Source organism: Paraburkholderia phytofirmans, from assembly GCF_046028095.1.
GTDB classification, from domain to species: Bacteria; Pseudomonadota; Gammaproteobacteria; order Burkholderiales; family Burkholderiaceae; genus Paraburkholderia; species Paraburkholderia phytofirmans_A.
The window spans coordinates 74711-94527 of record NZ_JAQQDJ010000018.1 but is presented as its reverse complement, the minus strand read 5'-3'; the positions used below and the strand labels follow the sequence as shown (position 1 = coordinate 94527).

Annotated in this window: 19 protein-coding genes and 1 tRNA gene; 14 read left to right on the top strand and 6 right to left on the bottom strand. The window is 61.3% G+C overall.

The window, feature by feature from the left end; genetic code table 11:
• The first annotated feature begins 5 nt into the window (after positions 1-5).
• The 9 genes from infC to PQR54_RS34745 all read left to right on the top strand — a co-directional run bounded on the left by infC (position 6) and on the right by PQR54_RS34745 (position 7369).
• Positions 6-530 carry a translation initiation factor IF-3 gene (gene infC / locus PQR54_RS34785; RefSeq protein WP_074263967.1) on the top strand — a complete coding sequence of 175 codons (525 nt, stop codon included), beginning with the start codon at positions 6-8 and terminating at the stop codon, positions 528-530.
• Between the two features lie 245 nt (positions 531-775).
• On the top strand, positions 776-973 hold the full coding sequence (rpmI, locus tag PQR54_RS34780; RefSeq protein ID WP_012433738.1) for a 50S ribosomal protein L35: 198 nt from the start codon (positions 776-778) through the stop codon (positions 971-973).
• A 29-nt stretch (positions 974-1002) separates the two neighbouring features.
• Positions 1003-1362, top strand: coding sequence for a 50S ribosomal protein L20 (rplT, locus tag PQR54_RS34775; protein WP_006052502.1), 360 nt, complete (start codon positions 1003-1005; stop codon positions 1360-1362).
• A 158-nt stretch (positions 1363-1520) separates the two neighbouring features.
• The gene (gene pheS, locus PQR54_RS34770; RefSeq protein ID WP_408253729.1) at positions 1521-2534 is read left to right on the top strand and encodes a phenylalanine--tRNA ligase subunit alpha; all 1014 of its coding nucleotides are present in this window, start codon (positions 1521-1523) and stop codon (positions 2532-2534) included.
• A gap of 164 nt (positions 2535-2698) precedes the next feature.
• Positions 2699-5134 (top strand): phenylalanine--tRNA ligase subunit beta, encoded by a 2436-nt coding sequence (pheT, locus tag PQR54_RS34765; RefSeq protein ID WP_408253727.1) that lies wholly within the window; start codon positions 2699-2701, stop codon positions 5132-5134.
• Between the two features lie 69 nt (positions 5135-5203).
• Entirely contained in the window at positions 5204-5614 is a 411-nt protein-coding gene (locus PQR54_RS34760; protein ID WP_012433735.1) for an integration host factor subunit alpha, read from the top strand.
• Positions 5615-5660: 46 nt separating this feature from the next.
• Complete coding sequence (locus tag PQR54_RS34755; RefSeq protein WP_408253724.1) at positions 5661-6074, top strand: MerR family transcriptional regulator; 414 nt, start codon at positions 5661-5663, stop codon at positions 6072-6074.
• A 63-nt stretch (positions 6075-6137) separates the two neighbouring features.
• Positions 6138-6214: transfer RNA gene (locus PQR54_RS34750), tRNA-Pro, on the top strand.
• Between the two features lie 597 nt (positions 6215-6811).
• On the top strand, positions 6812-7369 hold the full coding sequence (locus tag PQR54_RS34745; RefSeq protein WP_408253722.1) for a thioesterase family protein: 558 nt from the start codon (positions 6812-6814) through the stop codon (positions 7367-7369).
• 44 nt (positions 7370-7413) lie between these two features.
• Here PQR54_RS34745 and PQR54_RS34740 read toward each other — a convergent pair whose 3' ends face one another.
• Positions 7414-8238, bottom strand: a complete 825-nt coding sequence (locus tag PQR54_RS34740) for an IclR family transcriptional regulator (protein WP_408253720.1) — start codon at positions 8236-8238, stop codon at positions 7414-7416.
• 153 nt (positions 8239-8391) lie between these two features.
• On the opposite strand from PQR54_RS34740, the gene PQR54_RS34735 reads away from it, so the two are divergent.
• Genes PQR54_RS34735 through PQR54_RS34720 form a run of 4 tightly spaced genes read left to right on the top strand, consistent with a single transcriptional unit; the run spans position 8392 to position 11898 of the window.
• Complete coding sequence (locus PQR54_RS34735) at positions 8392-9156, top strand: ABC transporter substrate-binding protein (RefSeq protein WP_012433730.1); 765 nt, start codon at positions 8392-8394, stop codon at positions 9154-9156.
• Positions 9157-9185: 29 nt separating this feature from the next.
• The gene (locus PQR54_RS34730; RefSeq protein ID WP_408253716.1) at positions 9186-9842 is read left to right on the top strand and encodes an amino acid ABC transporter permease; all 657 of its coding nucleotides are present in this window, start codon (positions 9186-9188) and stop codon (positions 9840-9842) included.
• Positions 9839-10585, top strand: coding sequence for an amino acid ABC transporter ATP-binding protein (locus tag PQR54_RS34725; RefSeq protein ID WP_408253713.1), 747 nt, complete (start codon positions 9839-9841; stop codon positions 10583-10585). The genes PQR54_RS34730 and PQR54_RS34725 overlap by 4 nt, the downstream gene beginning before the upstream one ends.
• An 8-nt stretch (positions 10586-10593) precedes the next feature.
• Positions 10594-11898: an NAD(P)/FAD-dependent oxidoreductase gene (locus PQR54_RS34720; protein ID WP_408253710.1), complete on the top strand. Its 1305-nt coding sequence runs from the start codon at positions 10594-10596 to the stop codon at positions 11896-11898.
• A 9-nt stretch (positions 11899-11907) separates the two neighbouring features.
• Here the strand turns inward: PQR54_RS34720 and PQR54_RS34715 are convergent, their stop codons facing one another.
• Positions 11908-12132 (bottom strand): hypothetical protein, encoded by a 225-nt coding sequence (locus tag PQR54_RS34715; RefSeq protein ID WP_408253707.1) that lies wholly within the window; start codon positions 12130-12132, stop codon positions 11908-11910.
• Between the two features lie 35 nt (positions 12133-12167).
• Positions 12168-13967 carry a cytochrome P450 gene (locus PQR54_RS34710; RefSeq protein ID WP_408253704.1) on the bottom strand — a complete coding sequence of 600 codons (1800 nt, stop codon included), beginning with the start codon at positions 13965-13967 and terminating at the stop codon, positions 12168-12170.
• 700 nt (positions 13968-14667) lie between these two features.
• Between PQR54_RS34710 and bfr the strand changes: the two genes are divergently transcribed.
• Positions 14668-15144, top strand: coding sequence for a bacterioferritin (gene bfr, locus PQR54_RS34705; RefSeq protein WP_012433725.1), 477 nt, complete (start codon positions 14668-14670; stop codon positions 15142-15144).
• Between the two features lie 90 nt (positions 15145-15234).
• Here bfr and PQR54_RS34700 read toward each other — a convergent pair whose 3' ends face one another.
• The 3 genes from PQR54_RS34700 to PQR54_RS34690 all read right to left on the bottom strand — a co-directional run bounded on the left by PQR54_RS34700 (position 15235) and on the right by PQR54_RS34690 (position 19791).
• On the bottom strand, positions 15235-16362 hold the full coding sequence (locus PQR54_RS34700) for an acyl-CoA dehydrogenase family protein (RefSeq protein ID WP_408253701.1): 1128 nt from the start codon (positions 16360-16362) through the stop codon (positions 15235-15237).
• Positions 16363-16374: 12 nt separating this feature from the next.
• Entirely contained in the window at positions 16375-17583 is a 1209-nt protein-coding gene (locus PQR54_RS34695; RefSeq protein WP_408253698.1) for an acyl-CoA dehydrogenase family protein, read from the bottom strand.
• Between the two features lie 87 nt (positions 17584-17670).
• Complete coding sequence (locus PQR54_RS34690) at positions 17671-19791, bottom strand: 3-hydroxyacyl-CoA dehydrogenase NAD-binding domain-containing protein (RefSeq protein WP_408253696.1); 2121 nt, start codon at positions 19789-19791, stop codon at positions 17671-17673.
• Positions 19792-19817: the final 26 nt, after the last annotated feature.

Below are 19817 nucleotides of genomic sequence, written 5' to 3'. Positions count from 1 at the left end.
GTAACATCGCTACTGATAAGTCTGCGCACCGCATCAACGGTGAAATTACGGCACCCGAGGTGCGTCTGGTCGGCGTCGAGAACGAACCGCTCGGCATCGTGAAACTCGCTGATGCGTTCCGCATGTCGGAACAGCAAGACGTGGATCTGGTCGAAATCGCTCCGCAAGCGGTTCCGCCGGTTTGCCGCTTGATGGACTACGGCAAGTTCAAGTACTCGGAAGCGAAGAAGCAACACGAGGCCAAGCTGAAGCAGAAGATCGTCCAGGTCAAGGAAGTCAAATTCCGCCCGGGCACGGACGACGGCGACTACAACGTCAAGCTGCGCAACCTCATCCGCTTCCTCGACGACGGCGACAAGACGAAAATCACGTTGCGTTTCCGTGGCCGCGAAATGGCTCACCAGGAAATCGGTATGCGCATGCTCGAGCGCCTGCGCACGGACCTCGACGAAGTCGGTCAGGTCGAGCAGATGCCGAAAATGGAAGGGCGCCAGATGATCATGGTGCTCGCTCCGAAGAAAAAGAAGTAAGCAATCAGAGCGGCGGCGCGCCGTGTGGCGCGCGCTCTGGTCGTGAAAGTTTGAAAGGCGCGGCGCCGGGTGTCCGGTGCGGTGTCAGCAGGTTTCGGAACGACGTGTGTACAATGCGCGTCGCTTCCCGAAAAGCGGCTGCCGGCAGTTCGGGCGGTCTGCATACCAAGTGGAGTGGGTTTCGAAGGGCGGGTAATGGCCAATGGCCGACCGCACACCCATATCCATCAAATAATGGAGTTGTCATGCCGAAGATGAAGACCAAGAAGAGTGCTGCAAAGCGCTTCGTGGTGCGTCCGGGCGGTACCGTCAAGCGCGGTCAAGCCTTCAAGCGCCACATTCTTACCAAGAAAACCACCAAGAACAAACGCCATTTGCGCGGTTCGACGGCAGTTCATGATGCAGATATGAACTCCGTGCGCGCAATGCTGCCGTTCGCTTAACCCTTAACCGACACTCATAGGAGCAAGACATGCCTCGAGTAAAACGTGGGGTTACCGCACGGGCCCGTCACAAGAAGATCATCAAGCTGGCCAAGGGTTACCGCGGCCGCCGCAATAACGTCTATCGCATCGCCAAGCAGGCGGTCATGCGCGCAGGCCAATACGCCTACCGCGATCGCCGCAACAAGAAGCGTGTGTTCCGCGCATTGTGGATCACGCGTATCAACGCGGCGGTGCGTCAGCACGACATGACGTACAGTGTGTTCATCAACGGCCTGAAGAAGGCTTCGATCGAACTCGACCGCAAGGTGCTGGCCGACATGGCTGTGTTCGACAAGGCTGCTTTTGCTGCGATCGTTCAGCAGGTGAAAGCCGCCGTTGCAGCCTGATTGCGCTTCTGGCAATTAATACTGCGTGGTTCGTTGCAGCGAACATCCGGTAGTCTCGGTGACGCTGCAGCAAATACGGGGCTCCTCACCGAGCCCCGTTTTTGTTGGTAGAACCAGTTTTGCTTCGATTGAACACTGACGTTGAAATGATGGGATCAATGGATCTGGACCAGATTGTCGCCGACGCGCAAAAAGCCTTCGCAGAAGCCTCCGACGTCACCACCCTCGAGAACGAGAAAGCACGCTTTCTCGGCAAATCGGGTGCGCTGACCGAGCTATTGAAGGGCCTTGGCAAACTCGATCCCGAAACGCGCAAGTCGGAAGGCGCACGGATCAACCTCGTCAAGCAACAAGTGGAAGCCGCGCTGACGGCGCGCCGTCAGGCGTTGGCCGACGTGCTGCTGAATCAGCGCCTCGCCGCCGAAGCCATCGACGTCACGCTGCCGGGCCGCGGCACCGGCGCAGGCAGTCTGCACCCGGTGATGCGCACGTGGGAGCGCGTCGAACAGATTTTCCGTACGATCGGATTCGACGTGGCCGACGGCCCCGAAATCGAAACCGACTGGTACAACTTCACCTCGCTGAACAGCCCGGAAAATCATCCGGCGCGTTCCATGCAGGACACCTTCTACGTCGACGGCAAAGATGCCGACGGCCGCCAGCTGCTGCTGCGCACGCACACCAGCCCGATGCAGGTTCGCTACGCGCGCACCAACAAGCCGCCGATCAAGGTGATCGTGCCGGGCCGCACGTACCGTGTGGACAGCGACGCGACGCATTCGCCGATGTTCAATCAGGTCGAAGGCCTGTGGATCGACGAAAACATCAGCTTCGCGGATCTGAAGGGCGTCTACACCGACTTCCTCAAGAAATTCTTCGAGCGCGACGACATTCTCGTGCGCTTCCGTCCGTCGTATTTTCCGTTCACCGAACCGTCGGCTGAGATCGACATGTTGTTCGAAACGGGCAAGAACGCCGGCAAATGGCTCGAAATTTCGGGCTCGGGCCAGGTTCACCCCACGGTGATCCGCAACATGGGCCTCGACCCGGAGCGTTACATCGGCTTTGCTTTCGGCAGCGGCCTCGAGCGGCTCACCATGTTGCGTTATGGCGTGCAAGACCTGCGTCTGTTCTTCGAAAACGACCTGCGTTTCCTGCGTCAATTCGCCTGAACCGGCGCGTACGAGCGCGACAAGCATAGAGCGCGGCAAGGCAAGCAGTGCCTGCCGCCAGCAGCGTCCCCGGCAGTGTCCGATGATTTGCATCGCAGGAACATCGCGCCGAGTCAAAGCACTGCCGGACGTGGACCTAACCTGATCAGAACGTACACAGAACCATGCAATTCCCGGAATCCTGGCTGAGAACCTTTGTCGATCCGCAACTGACGACCGACGAACTGTCGCACGCGTTGACGATGGCGGGTCTCGAAGTCGAAGACCTGCGGCCGGCCGCGCCGCCGACCTCGAAGATCGTTGTCGGCCAGGTGCTGGAAGTCGTCAAGCACCCGGACGCGGACAAGCTCAACGTGTGTCAGGTCGACGCCGGCACGGGCGCGACGTTGAACGTCGTGTGCGGTGCGCCGAATGTGTCGCCCGGCATCAAGGTGCCGGTCGCGCTGGTCGGCGCGCAACTGCCGCCCGCCGAGGAAGGCGGCGCGCCGTTCGCGATCAAGCTCTCCAAGCTGCGCGGCGTGGAAAGCCAGGGCATGCTGTGCTCGGCACGCGAACTGAAGCTCTCCGAAGATCATAGCGGCTTGATGATCCTGCCGGAAGATACGCCGATTGGCCAGGATATCCGCGAAACGCTCAATCTCAACGACACCGTTTTCGAAATCAAGCTGACGCCGAACAAGGCAGACTGCCTGTCGGTGTTCGGCGTCGCGCGCGAGACCTCGGCAATTACCGGCGCGCCGTTGCGTCCGCTGGAAATCAAGCCGGTCGAAGTCAAACTCGACGAGACGCTGCCCGTCAAAATCTCGGCTCCTGATCTGTGCGGCCGGTTCTCGGGTCGCGTGATTCGCGGCGTGAATGCACGCGCCAAGTCGCCGCATTGGATGGTGGAGCGTCTGGAGCGCTCGGGTCAGCGGAGCATCTCCGCGCTCGTCGATATCTCGAACTATGTGATGCTCGAGTTGGGCCGTCCGTCGCACGTGTTCGATCTCGACAAGATCCACGGCGGCATGGACGTGCGCTGGGGCCGTAAGGGCGAGACGCTCAAGCTGCTGAACGGCAACACGGTCGAACTCGATGAAACCGTCGGCGTGATCGCCGATGAGCAACACATCGAAAGTCTCGCGGGCATCATGGGCGGCGACAGCACGGCCGTCACGCTCGACACCACCAACATCTATCTCGAAGCCGCCTTCTGGTGGCCCGACAGCATTCGCGGCCGCTCGCGCAAATACAACTTCTCGACCGACGCCGGCCATCGCTTCGAGCGCGGCGTCGACTACGCGACCACCGTCGAACATATCGAACGCATCACGCAACTGATCCTCGACATCTGCGGCGGCGAAGCCGGTCCGGTCGACGATCAGGTCGTCAACGTGCCGAAGCGCGAGCCTGTGAAGATGCGTGTCTCGCGTGCGAACCGCATCATCGGCATCAAGATCGACGCCGATGAAATCGCGCAAATTTTCACGCGCCTCGGCCTGTCGTTCGAGCGCAGTGAAGACTCGTTCTCGGTGATGCCGCCGTCGTATCGCTTCGATATCGAAATCGAAGAAGACCTGATCGAAGAAGTCGCGCGCATCTATGGCTTCGAGAAAATTCCGGCGCGTCCGCCGGTCGCGACCAGCGAAATGCGCGCGACCAACGAAACGCAGCGTTCGATCCACGTGCTGCGTCACGCGCTCGCCGCACGCGACTACGCGGAAACGGTCAACTTCAGTTTCGTCGATGCGGAGTGGGAGCAGGACTTCGCCGGCAACGACAAGCCGGTACGTCTGCTGAATCCGATTGCAAGCCAGTTGTCGGTGATGCGCACCACGCTGTTCGGCAGCCTGATCCACGTGCTGCGTACGAACCTGAACCGCCGCGCGGCGGATCGCGTGCGCGTGTTCGAAGCCGGCCGCGTGTTCCTGCACGATCCGTCGATCAAGGCCGGTGAGCTGACGGTCGAATGTTTCGCGCAGCCGAAGATGATCGGCGGCCTCGCGTACGGTCCCGCGCTCGAAGAGCAGTGGGGCGCGCCGACGCGCACGGTCGACTACTTCGACGTGAAGGGCGACCTGGAGGCTGTGCTGGCGCCGGCCGTCGCGCGCTTCGTTAAAACGGAACATCCGGCGTTGCATCCGGGACGCAGCGCGCGTATCGAACTGAATGGCCGCGCAGTCGGCTGGATTGGCGAATTGCATCCGCGCTGGATGCAAAAATATGATTTACCGCATGCGCCGATTCTGTTTGAAATCGAAGCCGAAGCATTAATGCAGCGCGTATTGCCCATTCCGTCTGAAGTGTCAAAGTTTCAGCCGGTGCGTCGTGATATTGCGGTGGTCGTCGATCAGAAAATCGAGGTCCAGGCACTGCTGGACGAGCTTCAGAAGGCCCAGTCCGAACCCGCCTGCAAGACTGTTCAGAAGGTTGCGCTTTTCGACGAATTCCGTCCAAAATCAAACACTTCCGGTGGTCTGGGCGCTCACGAGAAAAGCCTTGCGTTCCGTGTGACCTTGCAAGATACTGGCGGAACCCTTCAGGATGAAACGGTCGATCTGGCTATTCAAACTCTGGTGGAACGTCTGGCTCGAGTATATGGCGCACGGTTGCGCGGATAACCCGCATTTAACAATTGCACGGCTGTTTCCGCATCCATTGTTTTCTGCTTGGCGCGCCATTTGATAGATATGAATGAAATGAACTCGAGTGATTTCGAAGCCCTTCTTACGGCGCAACGCAGCGCCATGATTCGCGAAATTCCGACATCACCCGCCGTCGTTTCCACTGAAACGCCGACGCTTACCAAGGCGGAACTTGCTGAGTTGCTGTTCGACAATGTCGGACTCAACAAGCGGGAAGCGAAAGACATGGTCGAAGCGTTTTTCGAAGTGATCCGCGACGCGCTGGAGAGTGGCGACAGCGTGAAGCTGTCGGGGTTCGGCAACTTCCAGTTGCGCGACAAACCCCAGCGTCCCGGCAGAAACCCGAAGACCGGCGAGGCGATTCCGATCGCCGCGCGCCGCGTTGTGACGTTCCATGCAAGTCAAAAGCTGAAAGCACTGGTCGAGAACGGCGCTGAAGCGAGCTTCACGCGCTAACCGACTGGCGCGTTCCTGCGCAACCCACCACGACGGCTAACTGACGATGACAGCGACGATCGAAAAAGTCGTCTTGCCTCCGATTCCGGCGAAGCGCTACTTCACGATTGGTGAGGTCAGCGAACTATGCGGCGTGAAACCGCATGTCTTGCGCTACTGGGAACAGGAGTTCACGCAGTTGAGGCCGGTCAAGCGGCGCGGCAATCGTCGCTACTACCAGCATCACGAGGTGCTGTTGATCCGGCGGATTCGTGAGTTGTTGTATGAGCAGGGCTTCACGATCAACGGCGCACGCAACCGGCTCGATTCGCATGGCGGCGGGGCGCACGGTGCGCCGGGCGATGTGGTCGATGAAGGCGAGGGCGCAGTGGTGCCGACGGCAACCACAGCAGCCGCAACGGTGGACGTCGAGCAGTTGCGTAAAGAATTGCTGCACGTAATCGATCTGTTGGGGCACTAGTCGCCTTTGTTGGCAGAAGGCGGTTCTAATCGAATAAAGTGTCTGTTATAATTTTGTGCTGTTCGGGGCGTAGCGCAGCCTGGTAGCGTACCTGCATGGGGTGCAGGTGGTCGGAGGTTCAAATCCTCTCGCCCCGACCAAAGAAATCAAGGAGTTAGCGGCTAATCGCCACTAACTCCTTTTTCGTTTCCGAGCCCAGACCCCCGCAAAGACCCTCACACAAACCTTCGCGTCAAATCGGTTTCCAAGATCGAGGCGGTGCAATGACAGCAGAGCCACAGGAGCCGCCGCAGTCACCACTGACCGGCGCTGAGCTCTTCGATCGAGCAGCGCAAATCAATTGTTGACGCAGCGCATTCGCCGCTAGTGTTCTTCGTGCTGGCGTTGCTGTCCACGAATAAATATCAACCGCTTTTCCAAGAACCACAGCGTTCGCATAGATGGTTCACTACATTACGAATGCGTGGATCATCCTGCGGCATGACACGCTGGCGGAGCTACAGCCAAAGCTGACGTTCCTTATTTTCAAACATAACCGTATGTTGATCATGCCCGCGAAGAGTCCGGCGCAAGGGCGACGAGCGGTTCGATCGCAGCCGCTCGTTTTCGAATAAGCGCTCTATAGATTTGCCCATCACCCGCGTCCCGTATCCCATCCGCGCGTCTACCATGCACGTTTGCCCGCCGCGTGCGGCGCGCCATGATCAACGGGTTTCCGCACGAGTCTGCTACTTCGTTTGTTGCTTCTGATATTCACCAGCCGGCGCCGCAGCCGGCTGCATGTGCTCGATACGTGCGTCACGCCGTTTCGCGTCTGGTTGAATGACCTCGACGTGTTGCTTCACATGAACAACGGCCGCTATTTCACCATCCTCGATCTGGCGCGCGTCGATCTGATGATGCGCAGCGGCTTGTGGCGCCAGTTGAAGGCACAACGCTGGTATCCGGTCGTCACGCTGGAAACGATGCGTTTTCACCGCTCGCTCGAACTCGGCAATCGCTATGACGTCCGGACCCGCGTGATCGGCTGGGATGACAAGCATATCTTCATCGAGCAAGGGTTCGTGCGCGACGACGTACAGGTCGCGTTGGCCGTCGTGCGTGCGCGATTTCTGAAGCGAAGCGGTGGTGTCGTGACGACCGCCGAGTTGATGCAACTGTCCGGCGTGACGCAGTCATCGCCGGCGTTGCCGGAATGGGTCGCGCGCTGGAGCGAGGCCGAAGGAGGGATGGCGTTCCCATCTTCTTCGTCTATTCCAGGCCAACAGGATGCGAACACAGTCGCACGACGGTGAGCATTCTGTAGCGTGGCCCCAGGCGCCCCGCACGACACATCATTTCAAACCAGCGTCCTGATCGAATTACTGATGCCACGCGCGCAATCGATCACGGCGGGCGCCAGCCGCGCTTCCGCTTCCGCCAGCGTCCAGCGGCTCGTCGGCGCGACGACGTGCACCGCGCCGACTGGGCGGCGCTCGCCGTCGAGCACCGCCGCCGCGATGGTCATATCGCCGATAAACAACTCCTCGCGGTTCGACGCATAACCATTGCGCCGCCCAAGCACAAGACGCGTTCCGATCTCCTCGAGATCCGTGACGGTGTACTGCGTGTGCGTCACACGATCGCTGGCCACCAGCAGCGCGCGTGACTCCTCGTCCGGCAGCGCCGCGAGATAGGCCCGCCCCGACGCCGTGCAGTACATCGGAATACGGCTGCCTATCGGCATGTGGATCGGCACGAACTTCGTGCAGACGAAGCGCGCAACGTAGACCATGTCGACGCCGTCCGGCTCGGTCAGATTGGTGGTCTCTCCGGTGACATTGGTGAGTTCGGACAGAAACGGGTTGGCGACGTCGATCAGCGTGTCGGCGGCCAGATAGTTGAAACCGATTTGCATCACACGCGGTGCGAGCTGATACCGCTTCGTACGCGGATGCTTTCTCACGTAGCCGAGCTTCTCCAGCGTGTAGATCATGCGCTGCGCAGAGCTTTTGGTAATCGACGTCGCCTCCGCGACTTCAGGCAGCGTCATCGACCGGCGCTGCGCGCTGAACGCCCGTAGCACCGCGATTCCCTTCTCCAGCGACTGATTGAACAGCGCATCCGGCGTCTCATCCGGTTCCGGAGAGGCTTCCGGCCGCGCGTCGGGCGTCTTGCGTGTCATGGAATTACCCAATTGTTTAGGCATGACATCGAGACTAGCATATCGAATATCGATACGCAATTTACGTTAGTCGATATTTTTGATTCGAATATGATGATGTTATCGATGGTGGTCGATATTCCTGTCGGCCCTCGCCAACCCGTGGAGAGACTCATGTTCCAGTTCGCCAAACGCTTCGCTAGTGTCTTTGCAACAGGATTGCTGCTCGCCGGCGCGCCGGCCTGGTCGGTTGCCGCCACCACCTATGAGGTCGGTTCGACGGCCACCGGCGTGCCGTTCACCTTTCTCGACGTGAAGAGCAATTCGATCCAGGGGCTGCTGGTCGATGCGATCACGGCAACCGGCAAGGCGGCAGGCTTCGATGTAAAGATCGAGCAGACCACGTTCTCGTCGCTGATTCCGTCGCTGACCACCAAAAAGATCGACATCATTTCGGCTGCGATGCTGAAGACGCCTGCGCGCGAACAGGTCGTCGATTTCTCCGATACGGTCTATTCGTATGGCGAAGGCCTGATCGTGCGCGCCGACGACAAAGGCCAGTACACGTCCATGGACGATCTCAAGGGCGAGATCGTGGGCGCGCAGGTCGGCACTGCGTTCGTCGACGCGTTGAACAAGAAGGGCATCTTCAAGGAAGTGCGCACTTACGACTCGGTCGCCGACATCATGCGCGACGTAGCACTGGGCCGTATCAAGGCAGGCTTCGGCGATCACCCGATCATCGCCTATCAGCTTCAGCACAATCCGAATCCGCAACTGCGCCTCGTCAGCGGCTATCAACCTTCAGTAAAAGGCCAGTTGTGCTTCGTCGTGCGCAAGGGCGACACGGCCACGCTGGAGCAATTGAATGCCGGTATCAAGAAGATCAAGGCCGACGGCACGCTCACGCAGATCGTCAAGAAGTGGCAGGTTGAATGACGCCGTTTCCAGAATAAGGACTGCCCGCCATGTTCTTCCAGAACGCCGTCGAATTCCTGCCGATCCTGCTTAAAGGCGCGGTCGTCACGATCGAGATCACTTTCTGCTCGTTCATTCTGAGCACCGTGCTCGGGTTGCTGCTCGCGCTGATGCGCGTGTCCGACAACCGCATCGTGTCGAATGCGGCCGCTACTTTCATCAACGTGATTCGCGGACTGCCGATCATCGTTCAGCTCTTCTACATCTACTTTGTGCTGCCCGATCTCGGCGTGCAGTTGTCGGCCTTCCAGGCCGGCTTTATCGGCCTCGGCATCGCGTACTCGGTGTATCAGGCGGAGAACTTCCGCGCGGGCATTCAGGCGATCGATCACGGGCAGATCGAAGCGGCGCAGTCCATCGGTATGCGCGGCGCGATGATCATGCGGCGCGTGGTGCTGCCGCAAGCGTTCCGGATCGCGCTGCCACCATACGGTAATACGCTCGTGATGATGCTCAAGGATTCGTCGCTCGCCTCGACGATTACGGTTGCCGAAATGACGCGTGCCGGGCAGCTCATTGCATCGTCCACGTTTCAGAACATGACGGTTTTCACGCTGGTCGCACTGCTTTATCTCGGACTCAGCCTGCCGCTCGTCTATGGATTGCGGCGGCTCGAACGCCGCCTTGGACTGAAGGGAAAACGATGATCAAGGTCGACTCGATTCACAAGCGCTTTCACGATCAGCACGTGCTGAAGGGCGTCAGTCTGAATGTGGAACGCGGCCAGGTGGTATGTCTGATCGGGCCATCGGGCTCGGGCAAATCCACGCTATTACGCTGTATCAACGGGCTGGAACGGCATGACGCCGGAGAGATCACCGTCGAAGGTCATGCCGTCGATGCGAAATCGAAACAGATCCACGAACTGCGCGCGCAGGTCGGCATGGTGTTCCAGCGCTTCAATCTGTTTCCGCATCGCACGGCGCTCGAAAACGTGTTCGAGGGTCCCGTGTTCGTGAAGAAGGAGGCGCGCGCTCAGGCACGCGAGCGGGCGCGGCATCTGCTCGACAAGGTCGGGCTTGCGCATCGTATGAACGCGTATCCCGCGGAATTGTCGGGCGGACAGCAGCAGCGCGTGGCGATCGCACGAGCGCTGGCCATGGAGCCCAAAGCGATTCTCTTCGACGAACCCACCTCGGCGCTCGACCCGGAGCTGGTCGGTGAAGTGCTCGGCGTGATGCGCCAGTTGGCCGACGACGGCATGACGATGATCGTCGTCACGCATGAAATGGCGTTTGCGCGCGAAGTGGCCGACCGTGTGTGTTTTCTTCACGACGGCGCGATCCACGAAGAAGGCAGCGCGGCCGAGTTGTTCGACCGTCCGCGCCATGCCCGCACGCGCGAGTTTCTCGGCAAGATGCCCGCGCTAGCCGAAGCGCCCCGGAGTTGAAGACCATCATGAGCCTGGTTGAAGTTGAAGCTGAAGTTGCAAAGCCGTTGCCGCCCTCGCTGTGGGCAGCGACGGCAGAACCCGCAGTCGTAACGCCTCCACTCGATAACTCCACGATTGTGGACGTGGCGATCGTCGGCGCCGGCTATACAGGTTTGTCGACGGCCTTGCATCTGGCGGAGCAGGGCTTGCGCGTCTGCGTGATCGACGCCAACGAGCCCGGCTGGGGAGCGTCCGGCCGTAATGGAGGCCAGGTCATTCCAGGCCTGAAATACGATCCCGATGAACTCATCCGACGCTACGGTCCGCGCGACGGCGATGCGCTCGTGCAAATGGCGGGCGGCGCGGCGGATACGGTCTTCGACCTGGTCGCGCGCCACGGCATTCGCTGCGATGCGACGCGCGCGGGCTGGATTCAACCGACCCATTCGCACAAGTTACTGAATACGCTGCACGCCCGGGCGCGGCAGTGGGAAGCGCGTGGCGCGCCGGTCGAGTTTCTCGACCGTACGCAGGTGTCGAAACGGCTCGGCACTGAAGCGTTTGTCGGCGGCTGGGTCGATCGGCGCGCGGGTAGCGTGCAACCGCTGAGTTATGCACGCGGCCTCGCGCGCGCGGCGCAAGCTGCGGGCGCGGCGATTCATGGCGGGACTCGCGCCGCGAGCGTCGAGCACGGCGCGAACGGATGGCGCATTCGCACGGCGCATGGGCCGGTCATCGAGTCGAAACAGGTGCTGCTCGCCACCAACGGCTACACTGACGGACTCTGGCCGCGTCTTGCGCAATCGGTGATCGCGGCAAACAGCTTCATTGTTGCGACCAAGCCGCTGGCGCACGACGTCGGCGCAACGATTCTGCCCGGCGGCGAAGTGGCTTCCGATTCGCGGCGTCTGCTGCTGTACTTTCGAAAAGATGCGGACGGACGTTTGCTGGTGGGTGGACGCGGTCCGTTTCGCGAACCTCGCGACGCGGCGGATTGGGCACATCTTGAGCGAGCCGCCCAACTGATGTTTCCGCAGTTGAAGAACACCGAATACGAATTCCGCTGGGCTGGCCGTATCGCCATTACGCGCAACTTCTTGCCGCACGTGCATATGCCGGACAAAGGCATGACGATCGCGCTCGGTTACAACGGGCGCGGCATCGCGATGGCGACGACGTTAGGCAAGCACCTGGCTGCCTGTCTCGCAGGGGCGACGAAGGGCTTGCCGCTCCCGCCGACGTCGATCGAGCCGGTTCCGTTGCATGCGTTGCAGCGGTTTTATATCAGCGCGGGGGTGGCGTGGTATGCGTTGCTGGACGCACTTTCGTAAGCATGCCGTTCAATTCCGGTGCCCGGTTACCGGCAAAATAAGGGTGGAGAGCCGCGGCAAGTGCGTTCGATCCGTGGCGGCCGCATAGTGCAACAGTGGTGTGCGGACGACGGTCCCCCGGATCGTCTCCTGTGCACGCTCGATATCGGCGTGGGAAACGTCGCCGAGATAGCCCGAGCCGACACCATCCGCGAAAGACGTGCGCGCATGACGCAGGATGCTTGAAAAGCTCATGATGTCCTCGCTTTCGTAGTCGTTGAAGGGATCGACTAACCGCGTCGACGCAATTCGATGCGCAGGTTTCGCGGCACCATCGAAAACGCGAACACTTCCTCCACCTCGGGCGCGCCGTCGACCAGTAACAGATCGAAGTTGCGGCACAGCATGGCGACTGCCGATCTCACTTCCATCAAGGCGAGGCTGCGTCCCGGACACAGACGCGGTCCCGAGCCGAACGGCATGAACCCCGCTCGATGATGGCTGGCGGCACTCTCGCCGGTGAGCCAGCGGTCCGGATCGAATACGTCGGCCGCCGACTGGCCGCCTTGCTGCAGTCCTGCCTCGCGCGTCAATAGCGACAACACCGCGCCCTTCGGGATCGCAATGTCACCCACTTGCACGTCGTAATTCGGCTCGACTGCGAGAACGGGCGTAACCGATTTGAGCCGCATGGACTCGCTGATGACCGCGTTCAGATAGAGGAGCGCGTCGCCGGCGTCGAAATCTTCGAGCATGGCCGCGGATCCGATAACGGCATCGACTTCTTCCTGCATTTTTCGCTGGACGTCTGGCAGAGACGCCATGAAGTACGCCACCCAGGCGATCGTGTTCGCCGTCGTGTCCTGTCCGGCCAACAGGATGGTGAACACATTGGCCAGCACTTCGTCGTCTGTCAGCGGTGCTTCTCCTTCCTGTTGCGCCATGAGCAACGCCTCGAGCAGATTCGTGGGCATCGCGTCCGTTTCCGGGCGCTGCACGAGCCGCGCGCGGTTGGCGGCGATGAGGTCCTTCGTGAGCGCCTGAACTGCAATCAAGGCGCGATCCAGCGTCTTGTCGGCGGGTAGCTTGACGTAGTGCCAATAGGGGAAGGGCGCATTGATCCGCCGGTTGATCATCGGGAACACGACTTCGAGGTGCCGCTGGATCACGTCGCCCTCGCTTTCGATGGTGTCCATGTCATATCCGAACGCGAGATTGGTGGTGACGTCCACCGTGTATCGCATCAGGTCCCTCTGGATATCGATGGATTGCCGCTCGCGACTCGCTTTCTCCCAGCGCTGCAGCAATCGACGTGTCATTTCACAGAGCAACGGAAAGAAGGCACGCAGATGCAAAGGGTCCAGTGCCTTGGCGACGAGTTGCCGTTGCCGTCGCCAGGCCTCGCCTTCCATGGAGAAAACGCCGTTGATGCCCACCTCGCGCGCAACGGTTTCGATCACGTTCCAGCGCCGATAAGCCCCAGGGCGATCGCGCAACACTTGACTGATGAGAGCCGGATCGGCGATCGCAACGAATGGGCGGCCGATCAATCTGAACGTGTACACGGGGCCGAACTCCCTGGACCACTGTTCGAGTACGAGGTGCAGCTTCTCGGGACGTAGTTGCAACGTATTGCCGAGAAACGGAACGCGCTTGGGGCCAGGAAGCTGGGCAAGCGACCTCACGCGAGATTCGCGGCACGGCATTATCCCCGCCGGGGCAGGGCACTGCGCATTCCATTCGCGCACCTCGTTGCGATCGACTTTAACTTCGCCGCTCTCGACTATTGCATCGAATCGCTTCAGATTCGAACTACCCGGCGCTTGCTTGCAGCCTGACGCGCAGTCGAAATGCCAACCGTGCGCCCGGCAGGTGAGCACGCCATCTTTTACTGTTCCTTCTGATAGGAGCGTGCCTTGATGCGGGCAGCGGCCCTGAAAAATCGAAATGGCGTTGCCGTGGCGCAGAACGATCAATTCGATTCCGTCGATGCTCGCCGCCTTGATGCCGTCGTCCTCGAGTTCTTTCGTGCGCGCTATCACCACGGTGTCCGGGGAACCCGAACGCACTGCCTGAAGACTCGCGTTCATCTTGTCGCTCCTTCGCGCCGGACAGGCATCGTTTCATCGATCGCGCGACACAAGAGACGGTCTGGCGTCTTGTCGACGGCGAACGCTTTTGCGTTGCAACGTGCAAACAGGTTCTTACGCGGCGTGAGGGAGTGGGCGCATTCAAGTCATCACGCACCGCATTTAATTGGCGTCGTGAGCGGGCATCAGGGCGGAATCTTGTGCGGGTCTGTGCGACAGATGAGTCGCGATCCATGCTGTATTCCCCGAGGTCCGAGGAGGGCGCTCACCAAAACATACTAGTCGTTTATCGAAGCGAGCCAAGCACTCTATCTAGTGTCGTGCCGCCTTTTCGGCGGCTCAGCGCCTCCGCCGTCGATTGCCGGATTGCGGCGTTTGTCGGGGTCGGGAGTTTTCCTGCGCACTATCGAATCCGCAGCGCATTGCGCGCATCGCATCGACTGTCGGCGTGGTGGCAACGTGCGCGGCCTATGGCATAGCGCTTGCGGTGCGTCGTCCACACTGACGTAAGCTCGTCGTTAGCCATTGAGAACGATTATCATTTTTTGCCTTGCCGACTCGATGCGCTATGCTGGGATGACGGCTAAAAAATATAAACCGTGAGGCGGGTTCCGTGCTGGTGCAATGCCACCGGGGAGCCGGCCCGATCCATTATCCTTCGCTGGCGCCGGGGTCTACGCACGCGAAACAGGGAGGTAACATGCAAGGCGACCCAAAGGTCCTGGAATACCTGAACGCGCAACTGAAGAACGAACTCTCCGCGATCAATCAGTATTTCCTGCATGCCCGCATGTACAAGCACTGGGGGCTCGACAAGCTCGGCAAGCATGAATATGACGAATCCATCGGCGAGATGAAGCATGCCGATCTGCTGATCGAGCGCATCTTCCTGCTGAACGGCCTGCCGAATCTGCAAGACCTCCACAAGCTGCTGATCGGCGAAGAAACCAAAGAGATCATGGAGTGCGACCTGAAGCTGGAACAGATGTCGCAGGCCACCTGCAAGGAGGCCATCGTCTATTGCGAATCGGTTCGCGACTTCATCTCGCGGGAGATCCTGACCCATATTCTCGACGACACCGAGGAACATATAGACTGGCTCGAGACGAATCTTGAGTTGATCGACAAGGTCGGCATCCAGAACTATCTGCAATCGGGAATGGATGCGCCGGAGTGAGTTCGCTTTAGCGAATAGTCGACGGGACGGCGAACTGAACGCCGGCGCAGCGGCCTCGGCGTTAAAGACTCCATCATCGGGCTGTCAAGGTCAACGGCCCAGCGCGACAAACCGTTCGAGATGATGGTCCTCGTCGCCGAGTTGGTGATCGATCATCACGAGGCGCTTTGCGTAATGTGCGAGCGGCAATTCCCACGTCATGCCGATCCCGCCGTGCAACTGAATGCATTCTTCCGCGACTAGCGCGCCGATCCGTCCGATGCTGTACTTGGCCGCCGACAGCGCGCGCTCTCGCACCTTGCGTTCGGCGTCGAGCGCCGCCGCTGCGTTGATCACCGCCGAGCGGGCCTGTTCGATTTCCAGCAGCAGATCGGCCATGCGATGCTGCAACGCCTGGAAGCTGCCGATCGGCACGCCGAACTGTTTGCGCGTGCGCAGATACTCGAGGGTGTAGTCCCTGGCGACATCCATCGCGCCGACGGCTTCGGAACACAGCGCGAGCACGCCGCAGCCAATCGCGTATTCGAGCGTCGCGAAGCTCGCGTCGGGCGTGCCGAGCAATGCGCCGTCGCTGAGCGTGACGTTGTCGAATGTGACTTCAGCAGCGCGGCCGCCGTCGATCTTGCGATAGCCGCGCACGCTGACACCGGGAGCATCGCGCGGCACGAGAAAGAGCGTTATGCCAGCGTCGCTATCGTCCTCACCGCTGGTGCGCGCCGAGACCAGAAAAAGCGCAGCATGCTCGCCGTGCTGAACCACGGCCTTGGCTCCGTTGAGTTGCCACGTGGAGCCGCTTCGCTCCGCACGCGTCGTCACGCGGGACAGTTCATAGTGGCTGTCCGGCTCGCCGTGTGCGAGCGCGACGATCCGCGAGCCGTCGATCAATTCACCGAGCGCGGTTTTTTGCGCTTCGTTGCCACTGCGTGCAATGGCGCGTCCGACGATCAGCGTGTCGAGAAACGGCTCGACCACGAGACCGCGGCCCAAGCTCTCGAACACCACCGCGATATCGAAACCGCCGCCGCCGAAACCGCCGTCCGCTTCATCGAACAGTGCGCCGATAATGCCGAGCTCGGCGAAGCGGCCCCACAATTCGCTGCTATAGCCTTCATCAGACAGCGCGATCCGGTCGCGCGTCGCGAAGGCGTACTGCTCGCTGACAAAACGGTTCAGCGTATCCGCCAGCATGCGGCGGTCTTCGGTGTGCTGGAAATTCATGAGGTGCGCCCCTTACAGTCCCAGGATCATTTTGGAAACGATGTTCTTCTGGATTTCGTTCGAGCCGCCGAAGATCGACAGCTTGCGATTGTTGAAATACAGCGACGCGGCGCTCGCGGCTTCGTCGGGGCCGACCGGCGTGCCCTCGAAGCCGTCATGCAAGGCTTCCTCGATGAACGGCTGCGCGTACGGACCCATCGCGCGCCGCGTGAGCGACGAGATTTCCTGACGGATCTCGGTGCCGCGAATCTTCAGCATCGAACTTTCGGCGCCGGGCACGCCGCCGCCCGCCACCGCCGCGATTACGCGCAGGTTGGTGGTCTTCATGTTCTCCAGATCGATCTCGACGCGCGCCATGCGCGCCGCGAACGCCGGGTCTTCCGCGAGTGGACGGCCATTGCGCCGCTGTTGCGCGGCGATCTTGCGCAGGCGGTTGAGCGCGGCCACCGAGAAGCCGACGCCCGCGATATTGGTGCGCTCATACGTGAGCAGATACTTGGCGTAGGTCCAGCCTTTGTTCTCTTCGCCGACCAGGTTCTCGACCGGCACGCGCACGTCGGTGAAAAACACTTCGTTGACTTCGTGCTCGCCGTCGAGCGTGATGATCGGGCGCACTTCGACGCCCGGCGTCTTCATGTCGATCAGCAGGAAGCTAATGCCTTCCTGTTTGCGCACGTCGGTCGCGCTGCGCACGAGGCAGAAGATCATGTTCGCGAAGTGGCCGAGCGTGGTCCACGTCTTCTGTCCGTTGACGAGGTAATGCTCGCCCTGCGCATCCACGCCGCGCACGGCGGTGGTTTTGACCGACGCGAGATCGGAGCCGGCGCCCGGTTCCGAATAGCCCTGGCACCACCAGTCCGAGCCGTCGAGAATACGCGGCAGCCAATGGCGCTTTTGCGCTTCGCTGCCGTATTTGATTAGCACGGGCCCGAGCATGTTGACGCCGAACGGCACCACGCGCGGCGCACCGGCCAGCGCGCATTCGTTTTCGAAGATGAATTTCTGCACCGGGTTCCAACCCGGGCCGCCGTACTCTTTCGGCCAGTGATTGGCGAGCCAGCCTTGCGCGTTGAGAATCGCGTGCCACTCGGCCATGTCGTCGCGCGTGAGACGGCGGCCGCCGTGCACCTTGTCGGCGAGACGCTGGGGGAGCTTGTCGCGCAGAAAGGCCTGCACGTCGGCACGGAAGGCTTCTTCCTCGGGAGCGAAGTTCAGATCCATGGCGGGTGTTCCGGATAGGGTTGAGCGACTGGCGCGCACGGGGCGCGCGCCGGTCATCATGATGCACGTCGATGATGATGCGCCATTTCAGACGCTCTGGTTCAGGCTCGCGAAATCGGCGCCGCGTTCCACCAGTTCGACCAGCAGCGGCGAGGGCTTCCAGAAGAGCGGGTCTTCCTTGGCGAACTCGCGGATGTCGGCGAGGATCTTCGGCAGGCCGACCATGTCCGCATATTTCATCGGACCGCCGCGATAACGCGGAAAGCCGTAGCCGTACAGGAACGTCACGTCGACGTCCAACGGCCGCAACGCAATGCGTTCATGCACGACGTTGGCGCCTTCGTTGATCATCGCGGCCATGTAGCGGCGGATGATCTCGTCATCAGTGAAGCTGCGCGGCGTGATGCCGGCGCGCACGCGCTCGGCGTCGATGATCGCTTCGACTTCCGGATCGGGCGTGCCGCTGCGCGATCCTTCGGGGTACAGATAGAAGCCGCGTCCGGTCTTCTGGCCGAACCAGCCGCGCTCGCACAGGCGGTCGGCGATCTGCACATAACGCGCTGCCGGATTGCGTGTGGCCGCGCGCCGCTTGCGTGCCGCCCAGCCGATGTCGCCGCCCGCCAGATCCACCACCTGGAACGGTCCCATCGGAAAGCCGAACGCGCGCACGGCCGCGTCGATCTGATAGGGCGAGGCGCCGTCTTCCATCATGGCGTCGGCGGCGCTGCGATACACGGCCAGCACGCGGTTGCCGATAAAGCCGTCGCATACGCCGGCGCGCACCGGCGTCTTGCGCAATTTTTTGGCCAGCTCGAACGCGGTCGCGACCACGTCGGCGCTGACCTGCTTCGGCACCACCACTTCCAGCAGCTTCATGATGTTGGCGGGCGAGAAGAAGTGCAGGCCGATCACATCACCGGGACGCGAAATGCTCGACGCGATCGCGTCGATGTCGAGATACGAGGTGTTGGTCGCGAGCACCGCGCCCGCTTTGCAGACGCGATCGAGTTCGGCGAACACGGCCTGTTTGACCGTGAGGTCTTCGAATACGGCTTCGATCACGAGGTCGGCGCCGGCGAGCGCATCGTACGACGTGCTGCCGCTCCAGCGCGCCATGAGCGCCGCTTTCTTCTCCGCGCTCAGGCGGCCTTTGGCGATCAGGCCGTCGTAGACTTTTTCGATGTGCGCGCGGCCACGTGCGAGCGACGCGTCGTCGCGTTCGATCATCGTTACCGGCAAGCCCGCGTCGAGCACCGCGACGGCGATGCCCGCGCCCATCGTGCCGCCGCCCACCACGCCAATCGTATTCAAGGCGCGTGATTTGGCATCGCGCGTTTCCGGCGCCTTGAGCACTTCGCGCTCGGCAAAGAACGCGTGAATCAGGCCGGCGCGCTGCGGGCTGTCGATACATTCCAGGAACAGCTTGCGTTCGAGCCGCAGGCCTTCGTCGAAAGGCTGTTCGATGGCGGCCTCGACGGCATCGACGATTTTCAGCGGTGAAAAGAGGCCGCGCGATTTCTTCGCAGTTTCCGCGCGCGCCGCGGCGACGGCGGCGAGGCTCGCGGCGCGGTCGCTGAGTGCCGCGGCGTCGCGCGTGCGGCGCACCGGCGCGTGGGCGGCAATCAACTCGTGCACGTAGGCGAGCCCTTCGGCGAGGATGTCGTCGCTGCTGCCGAGGCGGTCGATCAGACCGAACGCCAGCGCTTCCTTCGCGCTGGTGTGACGGCCGCTCAGGATCAGATCGAGCGCGGCCTGCGCGCCGATCAAACGCGGCGTGCGCTGCGTGCCGCCCGCGCCCGGCAACAGGCCGAGTTGTACTTCAGGCAAACCGAGCTTCGCGCCGTCGACGGCAATCCGGTAATGCGCCGCGAGCGCGACTTCCAGACCGCCGCCGAGCGCCGCGCCGTGAATCGCGGCGACCACCGGCTTCGTGCACGCCTCGATGCGGTTGCACACGTCTGGCAGCGACGGCGGCACCGGTGGCTTGCCGAACTCGCGAATGTCCGCGCCGGCGATGAAATTGCGCCCCGCGCCGACGATCAGCACCGCTTCCACGGCACGGTCGGCATCCGCGGCTTCGACGGCTGCGAGCAGGCCGCGCCGCACGTCGGCGGATAGCGCGTTGACCGGCGCGTGGTCGATCGTCACCAGCAGCACCTTGCCGCGCAATTCGCGCGTGAGCACATCGGCCGAAGGATTGGGGGTCATGGCGTCTCCTGATTGTGATGGGTCGC